Source organism: Levilactobacillus sp. (assembly GCF_022646225.1).
GTDB lineage: Bacteria > Bacillota > Bacilli > Lactobacillales > Lactobacillaceae > Levilactobacillus > Levilactobacillus suantsaiihabitans.
Genome location: NZ_JALCJA010000004.1, coordinates 168126 through 181913, shown reverse-complemented (window position 1 = coordinate 181913; position 13788 = coordinate 168126). Strand labels below are relative to the sequence as shown.

8 protein-coding genes are annotated in these 13788 nt (G+C 52.6%); 4 read left to right on the top strand and 4 right to left on the bottom strand.

Annotation, left to right across the window (positions count from 1 at the left end; genetic code table 11):
- Window positions 1–42 precede the first annotated feature (42 nt).
- Together LKH74_RS07720 and LKH74_RS07715 are read left to right on the top strand one after the other, a co-directional pair.
- Entirely contained in the window at window positions 43–747 is a 705-nt protein-coding gene (locus LKH74_RS07720; protein ID WP_287708158.1) for an ABC transporter ATP-binding protein, read from the top strand.
- Between the two features lie 10 nt (window positions 748–757).
- On the top strand, window positions 758–3475 hold the full coding sequence (locus LKH74_RS07715) for an ABC transporter permease (RefSeq protein ID WP_287708157.1): 2718 nt from the start codon (window positions 758–760) through the stop codon (window positions 3473–3475).
- A gap of 392 nt (window positions 3476–3867) precedes the next feature.
- On the opposite strand, the gene guaA is transcribed toward LKH74_RS07715, so the two are convergent.
- From guaA to helD, 4 genes are all read right to left on the bottom strand, one after another.
- A complete protein-coding gene (guaA, locus tag LKH74_RS07710) occupies window positions 3868–5409 on the bottom strand; it encodes a glutamine-hydrolyzing GMP synthase (protein ID WP_434737634.1) in 1542 nt (513 codons plus the stop codon).
- A gap of 121 nt (window positions 5410–5530) precedes the next feature.
- Entirely contained in the window at window positions 5531–6121 is a 591-nt protein-coding gene (locus tag LKH74_RS07705; protein ID WP_287708155.1) for a hypothetical protein, read from the bottom strand.
- Between the two features lie 12 nt (window positions 6122–6133).
- Complete coding sequence (gene coaA / locus LKH74_RS07700; protein WP_135367614.1) at window positions 6134–7057, bottom strand: type I pantothenate kinase; 924 nt, start codon at window positions 7055–7057, stop codon at window positions 6134–6136.
- Window positions 7058–7897: 840 nt separating this feature from the next.
- The gene (gene helD / locus LKH74_RS07695; protein ID WP_287708154.1) at window positions 7898–10192 is read right to left on the bottom strand and encodes an RNA polymerase recycling motor HelD; all 2295 of its coding nucleotides are present in this window, start codon (window positions 10190–10192) and stop codon (window positions 7898–7900) included.
- A 762-nt stretch (window positions 10193–10954) separates the two neighbouring features.
- Here helD and LKH74_RS07690 point away from each other — a divergent pair.
- Both LKH74_RS07690 and LKH74_RS07685 read left to right on the top strand, forming a co-directional pair.
- The gene (locus tag LKH74_RS07690) at window positions 10955–12811 is read left to right on the top strand and encodes a cation:proton antiporter domain-containing protein (RefSeq protein ID WP_287708153.1); all 1857 of its coding nucleotides are present in this window, start codon (window positions 10955–10957) and stop codon (window positions 12809–12811) included.
- 278 nt (window positions 12812–13089) lie between these two features.
- Complete coding sequence (locus tag LKH74_RS07685; protein WP_135367617.1) at window positions 13090–13746, top strand: histidine phosphatase family protein; 657 nt, start codon at window positions 13090–13092, stop codon at window positions 13744–13746.
- The last annotated feature ends 42 nt before the right edge of the window (window positions 13747–13788 follow it).

Genomic DNA, 13788 nt, shown 5'->3' with positions numbered 1-13788 from the left:
ATTAACACGTTGTCCATTATAATCGACTGGAGGAAAAAATCAATGACATCTTTCATCTCAGTACAAAATGAAACCAAAACCTATGGTAGTGGCGATCACGCTGTTACCGCAAACAAAAATATCAGCTTTGAAATTGCCCCTGGTGAGCTAACGATCATTCTCGGTGCGTCTGGCGCCGGCAAGTCAACGTTACTCAACGTACTAGGTGGCATGGATCATCTGACCAGTGGCACGGTTAATGTGAATGGCGTTGAGCTTAGCGAACTCGATTCACGTGGCTTAACAACTTATCGCCGCAAACAGGTCGGCTTTGTCTTCCAGTTCTACAACCTGGTGCAAAACTTAACGACGATTGAAAATGTTGAATTAGCAGCCGAAATTGCAGATCAAGCCATGCCAGCCGAAGAAGCCTTGGCTGCTGTCGGCCTAGAGAAGCGTATCCAAAACTTCCCCGCCCAACTTTCAGGCGGTGAACAACAACGCGTCGCGATTGCCCGCGCGATTGCGAAGAATCCTGATTTATTATTGGCTGATGAACCAACTGGTGCGCTGGATTATCACACGGGCAAAAAGATTTTGCAATTATTTCAAGATTTCACGCGCAAGTCCGGTAAGAATGTGATTATTGTTACCCATAATTCAATGATTCGACCAATGGCTGATCATGTCATCGAAATAGCTGACGGTCAAGTAAAAGCAGATACCCGCAACGAGAATCCAACTCCGGTTGCCGAACTAGAATGGTAGGTGATGACTGATGAAAATGCTAAACAAAAATATTGCGCGCGAGTTCAAAATGTCTCTCGCAAGGTATGTCTCGGTATCAGCGCTTTTGATGCTGGGCGTCTTCGTCTTAATTGGGTTGAACGTCACCGGACCAAATATGCGCAAAACCGCGCAAACCGCCTACAATGCCGAGCAGCTGGCAGATGCTAAGGTCACATCAACCGTGAGCTTGAACGCAAAAGATCGAACGGCGATCGAAAACCTTGCGGGCATCAAAAAGACCGAATTTGGCCATACAACGGACATCGTCATTAAAAACACCAAGCACGTGCTACGTGTTCAAAGCAATCCTAAAACGTTATCTAAAATGACCCTCACTAAAGGACACCAGGCAACCACTGCTAAACAAATTGTGTTAAGTGACAAGCTCCGCGGTCAATACCAGCTCGGTGATCATATTACTGTCGCCGCCGGTAAGTCTAATGGGAGTACTGGGCTGACACACAAAACATTTACCATCGTTGGCTTTGCGACCTCAACAGAGTATCTAAAAAAGGACAACCTCGGTTCGACAAGTCTTGGTAGCGGTACCTTATACGGTTTTGCCTATACCACCACTGGGGCTTTTTCTAGCAGCAAGCCCAACGTTGCCCGTTTAGCATTTACGAATGTCAAGGGTGCCGCCTATTCCAATGCCTATGAACACTATGCCACCCAGCAAGTGGCAAAACTGCAACGAAAGCTTAATCAACGCAATCGCGCGCGAGTAGCCAGTCTGCGCAAAGATCTCACCCAACAAATTAACGATGCCAAGACGCGCATTGCTAAGAACACAACGACAATCGCCAACGCAGACACAACGCTAGCTACCGCCCAAAAGCAATTAAACACCCAAATGGCCCAAGCAAAGGCTGCTCAGTCTTCAAGCGCCATTACGACCCTAACGGCCAAACAAAAAGCGCTGGATCAACAGCAAGCGGCATTAAAGAAGCAAAAGCAAGCACTCAAGGCCGCAAAGGCGAAAGTAGCCGACGCGAAGGCGACCAAGCGTCAACTCAATGATGTGTCCCTAACCATCGCCAGTCGTAACGACTACAACGATGGCTACAACAACTACGGCGAGGACGCAGAGCGCATTGACGCACTAGGCAAATCTTTCCCTGCATTCTTTTTCCTGATTGCTATTCTAGTCAGCTTCACCACGATGCGGCGAATGGTTGAGGAAAAGCGCATTGAAATGGGGACCTTGCGCGCGCTAGGGTACACCAAAGGCGAAGTCATGCGCGAATTCCTCGTTTACAGTATCACCACGGCAGTTACGGGGACGGTATTTGGCAGTATTCTCGGCCTACTCGTGTTGCCAAAGATCATCTTCCGCGCGTACACCGCCAACTTTAATTTCTCGAGTCTCCAGCTCGCATTGCATCCGGGATTCATTGCTGCCGGTTTCGCCCTTGCCTTATTCTCGACGGTCCTGGCCTCTTGGCTGGCCGCACACAATTCTCTAAAAACAATCACCGCCGAGCTCATGTTGCCCAAGCCCCCCGTCAGTGGTTCACGAATTTTGTTGGAACACATCACGCCAATCTGGAAGAGAATGAGTTTTTCCCACAAAGTCACTGCTCGTAACCTATTCCGCTACAAGGGGCGCATGCTCATGACCATCATTGGGGTTGCAGGGGCCACTGCGCTGATGATCACCGGCTTTGGCATTCGCGACTCGCTCAATACAATTATTGACCGCCAGTTCAGTCAAATTAGCCAGTACGATCTTGTAGCCGTGTACAATCCTAATGCTAAAAAAAGTGAGGTTACCTCTGCTCAAGAGAGCATTACCAAAGCCAACACCGTCAAGCGGTACAGCTCGGCTTACTTTGCCAATGTTTACGCAACAAGTAGCGACTCTAACTCGCGTGAAAACATCTCTTTAATTGTCCCAAGTTCAGCCTCACAACTTGATCAATATATCAAATTGCGAGACTACAAGACCAATAAGAAGATGACCCTCAGCAAGAATGGGGCAATCGTATCACAAAAACTTGCCAAGCTTCAAAATGTGAATGTTGGTGACACATTCACAATCAAAGACACTGATGGAACCAGTCACAAAATAAAGGTCGCCGGCATTACCAAGATGTATGCTGGGCACGCCATCTACATGAGCAAAGCCTATTATAATCAGGTTTACGACACTAACGTCACCGCTAATGCCTATCTAGTGACGCTGAAACATGCCACTGCTAAATCTGTGAATGCTTTTGCTGCCAAATTCAACCGAACAGCCGCGGCCGTTCAAACCGTCCAGTCTAAGGAAACCAAGAAGACAATCACTAACATCTTAAGTAATCTGAACAACCTGATCCTTGTCCTGGTGCTTAGTGCTTCGCTGCTCTCGCTGGTCGTGTTATACACGCTAACCAATATCAATGTGTCAGAGCGGGTGCGCGAATTGTCCACACTCAAAGTGCTCGGCTTCTACCCTAAGGAGGTGCTGATGTATATCTACCGTGAAACCAATATCTTAACCGGTGCGGGAATCATCGTCGGCATTGGGGTGGGATACGCTTTTCACGCCTACATTATGGCACTTCTCCCTCCCGCAACAGCAATGGTCGCGCCTGGCCTAACTTGGATCAACATTATCATTTCTGTCGGTTTAACAATCGTATTTTCTCTGGTCGTGATGTTCATGATGAACCGCAAGATTCAAAGCGTGGATATGCTAGAAGCGCTTAAATCTGTTGATTAGTCTGCTGATCCTCATTGCGTAAAGACCGCCGAATAGCACTAGAATCGTCATCCAACGATGAAACCGAAGATTTGTGATGAACATCCTCAATAAACCGCTCAGCCCTCTCGGCTTGGCGGTTTTATTTTGCCCATTTTCGTTAATATTCGGCTAATTCCAGATTTAGTTTCATTTCTACTTTTGATTTTCGCCTGTCTACATACTGAAAGGCATATCAAAAAATGTAAATATAAAAAATGCTTCGTATCAAAATAAACGATACGAAGCATTTTTACGTCGACATCGGTTGGTCTTTGGCAAACAACTATGTCGTTTTATCTATCTTTTCGGTGTATTAACACTCAATAGAGTCCTTGATTCTCAACACTCTCTATCTATGTGGGATATAAATCCTATTCCCACTCAATCGTCGAAGGCGGCTTACTCGTCACATCATAGAGGATGCGGTTTACGTGATCCACTTCGTTAACGATCCGAACGGAAATCTCCTGTAAGACATCCCACGGAATGCGGGCGAAGTCAGCGGTCATGCCGTCGATGGAGGTCACGGCGCGGATACCCACGGCGTAGTCGTAGGTCCGGCCATCCCCCATGACACCGACACTCTTGATGTTTGGTAAGACCGTGAAGTATTGCCAAATATCGCGGTCGAGGCCGGCCTTTTTGATTTCTTCGCGCAGGATCAAGTCACTATCGCGGACGATTTGTAACTTTTCTGGGGTGATTTCACCTAAGACCCGAATCCCTAAGCCAGGACCTGGGAACGGTTGGCGCCAAACCAAGTCGCTTGGCATCCCCAGCTTTTCACCCAATTCACGGGCTTCATCCTTGAACAAAGAGCGTAATGGTTCGATCAATTGGAAGTGCATGTCTTCGGGCAGACCACCCACGTTATGGTGAGACTTGATGGTCTGAGCCGTGTCGGTCCCGCTTTCGATGACGTCGGTGTACAAGGTCCCTTGGGCCAAGAAGTCGATGCCGTCAAGCTTTTGGGCCTCGTCGTTAAAGACTTGGATGAACTCGTTACCGATGATCTTCCGTTTCTTTTCGGGTTCGGTGACGCCGGCCAGCTTGCTTAAGAAGCGGTCCTGGGCGTCGACCTTGACGATGTTCAAGCCGAACTTGCCTTCCAGGCTGTCCATAACTTGTTTGGCTTCACCCTTACGTAACAGACCGTGATCCACGAAGATGCTGGTCAGTTGCGTCCCGATGGCCTTGTGCAAGAGCACACCCACCACGGAGGAGTCAACCCCACCGGACAAGCCGAGGAGCACGCGTTTGTCCCCAACCGTTTCGCGGATGTGGGCAATTTGCAGGTCAATGAAGTCGTCCATTGACCAGTTGGCTGCCGCGTGGCAGACGTCAAAGGCAAAGTGCTTTAAAATGTCGTTGCCGTATTCCGTATTGCGGACTTCCGCGTGTAACTGGATGCCGTAGAAGTTCCGGTCAACGTCTTGCATGGCGGAGATTGGACAGTTTTCGCTCGTCGCCACGCGTTCAAAGCCGTCCGGCACTTGGGTGACCAAGTCGCCGTGGCTCATCCACACCGTTTGTTGCTTCGGTGTGCCCGCAAAGAGCTTGGCATCATCACTTAAGACGGTGATTTCTGCTCGCCCGTATTCGCGGTTGTTGGCGGCTTCAACTTTCCCGCCAGTCAGGTCGTGAGCCATCAGTTGCATACCATAACAGATACCCAAGATTGGAATCCCTAACTGATAGATCTCAGGGTCGACGTTAAAGGCCGAGCTATCGTACACACTGTTTGGTCCCCCAGAGAAGATGATCCCCTTGGGGCCCCAAGCCTTGATTTCGGCGGCACTCATGGTGTGCGCCTTTAATTCAGAGTAAACGCCCATGTCACGAATCCGGCGCGTAATCAATTGATTGTATTGACTTCCGAAGTCCAAGACGATGATTTTATCGAATTTGGACATATCAACGTTTGCCAAGCCATTCACCCTTTCTTTTCTTTTCAACATTGGTTATATCATACAGATTTCTGCCACGCGGGTCAATGTTATTTGGCCCAAATCGCACCAGAATCAGTTTACCCGGTTAGTCAATTTGGGGCGTGAGCTTTAGGCGCAAATGGTAATAGGTCTGCCGGTCCAAGCGGCGCCGGGCCGTGGCCACGAAGCCAAATCCCGCCGCCAACTTGGCCAGCGCGCTGCCCGGGCGGACGTCCATGGCGATGACGGGGGCACCGGTTAACCGGGCGCGGTGAATCGCGTCACCCAGCAGCCACTCATCGAACCATTTCTGCTGGTAGGTCTTGCCCTTGGAGCGGTTGCGCACCGTCAGTAAGTCGAGGTACCATTCGTCCGGCAAAGCCCGCGGCGTCACCACGTCTTGTTGGGGCGGCGTGAGTTGTTGGCGGGCAAACAGATTGGTCCAGCGATTGTCCAGCGTGGGCTCGACGGCGGCCGGATAGCCATACGCCACCCCGACTGCTACGCCCTGATTTTGGTAAACGCGCGCCTGGGGATAGCCGTAGCGAAATTGAGGCTGGCGCACCCCCACGAATAACATTTGTGATAATTGCTCCTTACTGACGCGGCGCAGTCGCCGGAGCTGGCGGCGTTCCAATTCGTGGAGCACCAACAGCGCCACGGCGTCCGCATCCACGAGCGTTGCATCTCGCAGCACCGGCTCACCCCCCTAGTATTTCCGCAACAGTAGCCGGTCGATCCGGTGGTGGAACGTCTTGTGTAAGATCATATCCGCCCGGTTGCGCGTCGGCAAAATGTACTCTTCCAGATTCTTCAGATCAATGTCGCGCCACACCTGCTTGCCCTTGGCGATAGCCTCGGCGTGACTGACGATGGTATACGGATAATAGTAGTTGGTCGGGTCTTGAAAAGCCGTCTCTAACAACAGCTCGAAGCGTTCCAAAAACCAGCTTTCAATCAGCGTTGGGTCGGCATCGACGTACAACGAGAAGTCCGTGAAATCACTGACATAAATTTGTTCATTGGTCGGCAATTGCAGGGTGTTGATGCCCTCAACGATCAAGACGTCCGGGTGCACGATGTATTCGAACTGGTCGGGCACGATGTCGTAGACCTTGTGGGAGTATACCGGGGCCTTAATCAGCTCCTGACCGGCCTTGACGTCGTTTAGAAACTGAATCAACGCCGACATGTCATAACTCTCCGGGAAGCCCTTACGCGTCATGAGATTGCGTTTTTTCAACTCCTCATTGCTGTACAAGAACCCATCAGTCGTGATCAGCTGGATGCGTTTGCCCTCGAAATAGTGGTTCAACAGGACTTCTAATAGCCGAGCGACGGTACTCTTGCCGACCGCCACACTACCAGCGATGCCGATGATGAAGGGCACCCGCCGCGGCTGTTGCTGCAAAAAGCTGGCCTTGTCACGCTGCAACTGCCGATAGTGGTCGAATTCTAAGTGTAATAAATGCACCAGCGGAATGTACACATCCTGAACGTCTTGCAGGGAAATGCGGTCGTTGAACGCCTTGATCTGCCGCAGACTCTCCTGGGTCAACGGCAACGTGGCGTCGTCGGAAAATGCCCGCCACTGCGCGCGCGTGAATGCATTGTAATTAATGGGATCACTCATGGAGACACCTCTACTTTGATTTCTAACTACGCAGCGTTGTGGCCCCCGCCCGCGCCGGCAAACTCACGGCTCCGGGAATACTTGCGGTCCACAACCTCTGACACAATTAAGTCCTATTATACCGCAGATAGGGCTATGGCCAAATAAGTTTTCAACGACGTGGGATTGTGGGGACTGGCCGCCTGCCGTTCGTCAACTATGGGACTGGAACGCGGTGGGCGGACCGTTCGAGCCAAAGTACGGTCTCGCCCTCGCTTTGAGCCGAAAGTCACGTCTCAAAGACGCCAGTTCCCTAAGCGCCATGGACCGTGCCGCTAAGGGAACTCCCACAGCTGAGCCCATAGTTGACGAACTCTCGGCTACGACTGGTGGTTGGCAAACTAATTGGCTTAGCCCTATCGCTGCAAGTGATACTGAGATAGTCCCCCGTTATTTAGTCAATGACTGCCCTCCCCTGAAACAGCTAGTCTAGCTAACCTCGATAGCCAAAAAAGCATCAGCTTTGCGCACCAATGGTCAATGACACAAAAAGGAGTAGCCCGGTCACTGGTAATTGTGACCACAAGCTACTCCTTGGAAATGATTAATTTTTAAGCGGACTGGATCAGGGTAAAGCCACCTCTTGCCAGGGTCAATCTGAAAATAGTTTCACTCCTGACCCCCTCCGGCACGACTGTCAGTACTTCAAACGTCACCGTAACTTCGGCAATCGTCACACCAGATGACGACCAAGCACAGTCGTTCAGTCGACTGATCACAACAGCCTCACTGACAAACTTTAGCGAACGGCAAGGCGGCCAGCCTCCGCTACGTTGCGGACACCCAGTTTACACCACCCAGTTAAACCATCTCATACTCATCCGCTGGCACGTCGCGCAACAGGGGCGACAGCTCGCCCACACCGATCACGCTCAGGCGATGCATGGCCCGGGAACAGATGGTGTAAAGCAGCTGACGTTCGTCTTCGGCGTGATAGCGGCTGGCCGAGGCGTGCCAGACGATGACGCCGTCGAATTCCAATCCCTTGGCCAGGAAGGATGGCACCACGATGGTTCCCGGTGCCAGTCGTTGGTTTTCGGATTGGATCAGCGTCACGGCCACACCGGCAGCCTTGAGCCGGTCGGTCAGCTCGCGACAATCGGCCAGGTCCTTGCCGATGATGGCCGTCGTTTCGTCCTCTGCTTCATTTTGCTTGATCTGGGCGATAACCTTTTGTAAGGCCGCCTCTTCATTTTCCGCGACCGCCATGGTTGGCAGTTCACCCTCACGCGCAAAGGCCGTGACCGCCTCACCGTTTTTCAAGATGTGCTTGGTGAAATCGGTGACCTGTTGCGTCGAACGGTACGACTGCGTCAACTGCACGACGCGCGTCTTGTCGGGGTCAAACATCGTGCTCAATTCCTGCAAGAGCGTGCGGCTATTTTCCTTGGTGAAGATGGCCTGGTTCAGGTCTCCCAACATCGTGAACCGGGCGCGCGGGAAGCTGAACTTCAGGAAGGCCAATTGAAAGGCGTTGTAGTCTTGGATTTCATCCATGAAGACGTAGCGCATGTCGCGTTCGCCGGACTTGCCGGTCATTTTATCGTACAAATACAGGTACGGCGTGGTGTCGACCAGTTGCATGTGATGGTCGCGTAATTTGGCCACGGTCTCCTCCACACTGGCGTTCCAGTCGGCCACCGTGATGTGGTAGTCGTTGAGGTCGATGCGGTTAGGCATGTCGCGCAGCATGTGAACGTATTGGTTGTTGATGCTCAAGAACCGGGCCCGCACGATGGCTTTTCGAATCGGCTCAAAGGCCTTCATGACGATTTTCCGCGCCAGAAATTGCGTTTCCTTTTCGGACGAGTCGAATTCCCGCGGGTCATCTCCGTAGAGTGAATCCAACTCCTCTTTGCTCAGGTCCTGAATGGCGTCTTCCACCCAACGCGTCTTCATTTCACTGCTGATACGGCGGTTCAAAATGCGAATCAACGCCTCTTTGGTGGCCTGCAGGCGGTTGCCCAGGTGGTAGTTGCGGTTGAAGCTGTAATAGATCTCTTGAATTTTTTCTTTAGGAATGAAGACCTCACCCTGAAACTTGATGTTGCGAAAGACCATGTCGTTGCTTTCCAAATGATCCGCGTAACCCGTGACCGCGTCGAAAAAGGCCAGGCTCCCCTTCATTTGGTTGATCTTCTTTTGGGCCGGGGTGTTGGTCTCGCCAAAGCGCTGCGCCAACGTTTCCACTTCAATCTTCGGCAAGCGGCGCCCGGCGTATTGGTAATAGGTCATCTGGACCATGTTGTGCTCGCCCAATTCCGGGAGCACCTGGTCGATGTAGTCGTTAAATAATTGGTTCGGTGAAAAGAGCATGACCTGCCCCGCGTTCAAATGCCCACGGTACCGGTACAACAGGAATGCAACCCGTTGTAAAATGGCCGCCGTCTTCCCGGATCCCGCGGCCCCCTGGACAAACAGGAGGTCCGAGGCGGTATCTCTGATGATCTGGTTTTGTTCCTTTTGAATCGTGGTGACGATGCTCTTCATCTTGGTGTCTGAATGTTCGCTTAACGCCGACAGCAGCATTTGGTCGGTCACGGTCTGATCGGTATCGTAGAGGGTCACGATCGTGCCATCTTCGATTTGAAATTGGCGCTTTAATTTGACGTTAACCGTTTGTTCGCCATCGGGCGTCTGGTAGCTGACATTGCCCAGCTCACCGTCATAGTAGATGCTTGAGATGGGCGCCCGCCAGTCATAGATCAGGAAATGGTCGGGCGAATCGGAAAAGGACCCCAGCCCGATGTAAATCGTTTCGACCTTGGCCTTGGGGCCTTCTTGAAAGTCGATGCGGGCAAAGTAAGCCTTCTTCTCCAGGCGCTGCAGCGTACTCAATTCCGTGGTGGCGTGTTGCCAACTGTTCTGCCGTTCGGCCAACAGTTGTTGTTGCTGCCGCACGGACAGCGCCGTTTCCAGCAAGCCTTCGTAACTATCCGTCTTGATACGCAAATCGTTGACGAAGTTCTTGCGGATGCCGGCTTCGTCACTTTCGGCAACGTCGATCCGTTCCTTAGCTGCCTTTTCGGCGGTCTTGATCTTTGCGACCACCGCGTCTAAATGTTCTTGCTCGTGGGCCTTGATTGAATCTGGCAAGCCAATCCCTCCTCAAATAACTGGGCAAACTACCCTGCTGCGAATTATCAGTCTGGTGCTAAAACCCGTGTGACCGCCTCGCCAGTTGCCTGCGGCTGCCAGGGGTTCCGCCTGCTATGGGGGACACCTCCAGCCTGAGAAGCGGGCTTCCGGTTCGCTTGCAAGCCTCGCAAGACCCGCGAGTCTTCCAAGTCGCCCCACGCTGTAAGCTGAGACAAAACCTCAGCTAACACCGTCGACACAGCTGGCTCCACCCCTGGCCTCCTCCGGCGCGATTAGCCGTGGCCAGACATGGAGTAACGCCATCAGCAAGCGTCACAGGTGGCGGACAAGCACAGTCGTTCAGTGAGTTGATCACGACAGTTTCACTGGCAACCACTACCGGAGCCGATAGTTCGCTAGAGATGAGTTCAGCTGTGGGAGTGCCCTTGCGGTTTTCGGCGCTTAGGGCACTGGCGTCTTTGAGACGGGTTTCTCGGCTCAAAGCGAGGCGGCGAGACCGCTCTTTGGCTCGCTCCGTCCGCCCTCAGCGTTCCAACTCATCTCTAGCGAACGGTAAGGCGGCCAGCAACAACATTGCCACTGCAAATACCATCTTACAGACCGCAACTGACGACTGTGGTAACAGGTTTTAGCACAATAATTCGACTTACCATTTTACACGCATTCAGACTATAAATAAAGTAAAGTGCCCGTCGTTAAATCACTTATTTACCAGCATCTTTGCTATAATGGAGGGGACTTTTTGCGGGGGTGAATTAGATGGATCAATTTTCCTTATTAATTATTTTAACTGCCGCCCTGGTGACGCCGCTGGTCATGGCCAAATTCAAGCTGACCGTGCTGCCGACCGCCGTGGTGGAGATTTTGGTGGGTATTCTGTTGGGACCCAGTGTCTTAAACGTGGTCCACAGCAATGCCACCCTGTCCTTACTGTCGAACACCGGGGTCATCTTCCTGTTGTTCTTGAGTGGGATGGAGATCGATTTTAGCTTGTTTAATCGGCGCAAGAAACCGCAGACGCCACTGGCTGCCAAGGTGGCCGGCAGCGCGCCGAAGTATTCGCCGGTCTTTCTAGCGGTGACCAGTTACGCGGCCATCATGGTCACATCGCTACTGCTGGGCTTCATTTGCCAGTGGACGGGGCTGTTCAAGGACCCGTGGTTAGCGGCCATCATCTTCATGACCATTTCGCTAGGGATCGTCATCGCCACGCTCAAGGAAAAGGAGCTGCTGAGCAAACCCTTTGGCCAGACCATCTTATTGATCGCCGCTTTGGGGGAAATCGTGCCCCTGTTCTCTTTGACCGTTTACGCCTCGATCTTTGGCAACAACAGCCAGTCCCTGTGGCTTCTGTTGTTGGTCTTCCTAGCCGCCGGCGTGCTGTTCCGACGGTTCAAGCCGTTTTTTACCTTCTTTGACCGAATCAATAAGTCCACCACCCAACTGGACATTCGGCTGGCCTTCTTTCTGATCTTCAGTCTGGTGGTCATCGCCGAATCCGTGGGCGCCGAAGGAATTCTCGGAGCCTTCGTGGCCGGAATCGTGATGAAATTACTGCAGCCCCAAGAAGACACCATGGTGCGGCTCGACGGGATTGGCTACGGCTTTTTCATCCCCATCTTCTTCATGATGAGTGGAGCCGACTTGAACCTGCGCACCCTGCTGGCCGACCCGGCGACTCTCCTGTTGATTCCCGCTTTCTTTGTCGCCTACCTGCTGGCCAAGGCCGCTGTTTACGGCATCTTGCGCCTACGTTTCAAACGAGGCAACGCCTTTGCCGGCACCGCCATCTCCGCTGCCACCATCACCATGGTCCTGGCGGTCTTGCAGGTGGCCAAATCCATGAAAGTCGTTACCAGCCAACAATCCGGGGCCTTCCTACTGGCCGCCATCTTGACCTGCGTCCTGGGGCCGTTGCTGTTTAACACCGGCTATTCCGCTGAACCCGAGGACCTGAAGAAATCAACGGTCCACTTCATCGGCACCAATTTGCTCACGGTACCCGTGGCCCAACAGCTGGCCGAAAGTTGGTACGACATCACCATGTACACCGACAAACAAGCCAACTTCAAGACCTACAATTCGGAGGTCAACGCTAAACTTCTGGATTCTTTGGACACCGCAGCGGTGGAGGCCCAGGATGCCTTTGACGCCGATATCGTCGTACTGGGCCATTTCAATGCCACCAAGAACTACGAACTGGCCAAGGCGGCCAAGGCCTACGGGGTCAAACGCGTCATCGTGCGCTTCGAGGACCGCAACGTCTTGGACGCCCGCGAAGACGAGCTGACTGACCTGGGCATCGAAGTCTACAACACGCCCAACGTCAACATCGCCATGTTGCGTAGTCTGATTGAGGCCCCAACCACGCTGCGCCTGTTGACCGCCTCGACCTCGGCCGTTTACGAAGTTGCCCTGCGCAACCGACGCTACACGGATCAGGAGATTCACAGTCTGCCATTTGTCAAAGACATCACCATCAGCCAGATTTTCCGCGAGGGCCACTTTGTCCGGCCAACCGGAAGTACAACGCTGAAATTCAATGACCGCATCATCTTCACCAGCAGTGCCGAGACCGCTCGTGAAATTCGGCGCGAACTAGGCATTCTGAATTAGAACTGTTACACTGGTGAAAGACCGTTTAACTGAAGTTTGGCAAATGGCGAACACAGCCGCCTTACCGTCGCGCCCAATGAGATCAGCCGTGGGACTTATTTCCACACCAGATGACTGATACGCACGACTTCTGCGCTGCCATCAGCATCCGATTTAACGCAGGCTCTGGCATTTCAAGCTTCAGAACAAACGCGATTTCAACCTGCAAACAGGTTACCCAACCATCACCGATTGCCCACAACCACAGCATTTCGGCGTCCAGCAAAGGAGAGAAAGACATGGCAACAGTTGAACTTTATTTGGTGCGTCACGGCCAAACGTATTTGAACAAGTACCACCGCATCCAAGGGTGGTCCGACTCCCCCCTGACCGCGAAGGGAATCGCCGACGCCAAGCGCGCCGGCGAGCGGTTAGCCAAGATTGGCTTTGCCGCCGCTTATGCCAGTGACACGACGCGGGCCCAAAACACGGCCAAAAACATCTTAGCCGCCAATCAAGCCCCCGTTGCACTGACGACGGAACCCGCTTTCCGCGAAGAAAACTTCGGCTACTTCGAAGGCCTCGACACCGGTTTGACCTGGCACACGCTGGGCACGCCGGTCGGCTTGGATTCCTTCAATGCCATGATCGCCAAGCTGACGATTGAAAAGACCAAGGACATGTTCCACGCCCAAGATCCGTTTGGCGATGCCGAAGATAATGACGCCTTCTGGGCCCGGGTTCAACCCGGCTTGGACCACGCCATCGCGGCAGCCAACGACGGCGACCGCCTATTGATTGCCACCCACAGCACGACCATCCGCAGCATCGTTTCCAAGTATTCGGACATCGACGTCTCCGTGCCGGTCGATAACGGGAGCATCACCAAGCTTACCGTCACTGATGGTCAATACAAAGTTAATTATTACAACAACACGACGGGTCAGGTAAAGTAACTCGTCGAAAGCGAGACTGGGGCGTGACCCTGGCCTCGTTTT

Coding starts and splice junctions, on each gene's coding strand:
- LKH74_RS07720 (WP_287708158.1), top strand. CDS start 43: ATGACATCTTTCATCTCAGTACAAAATGAAACCAAAACCTATGGTAGT.
- LKH74_RS07715 (WP_287708157.1), top strand. CDS start 758: ATGAAAATGCTAAACAAAAATATTGCGCGCGAGTTCAAAATGTCTCTC.
- guaA (WP_434737634.1), bottom strand. CDS start 5,409: ATGTCCAAATTCGATAAAATCATCGTCTTGGACTTCGGAAGTCAATAC.
- coaA (WP_135367614.1), bottom strand. CDS start 7,057: ATGAGTGATCCCATTAATTACAATGCATTCACGCGCGCGCAGTGGCGG.
- LKH74_RS07690 (WP_287708153.1), top strand. CDS start 10,955: ATGGATCAATTTTCCTTATTAATTATTTTAACTGCCGCCCTGGTGACG.
- LKH74_RS07685 (WP_135367617.1), top strand. CDS start 13,090: ATGGCAACAGTTGAACTTTATTTGGTGCGTCACGGCCAAACGTATTTG.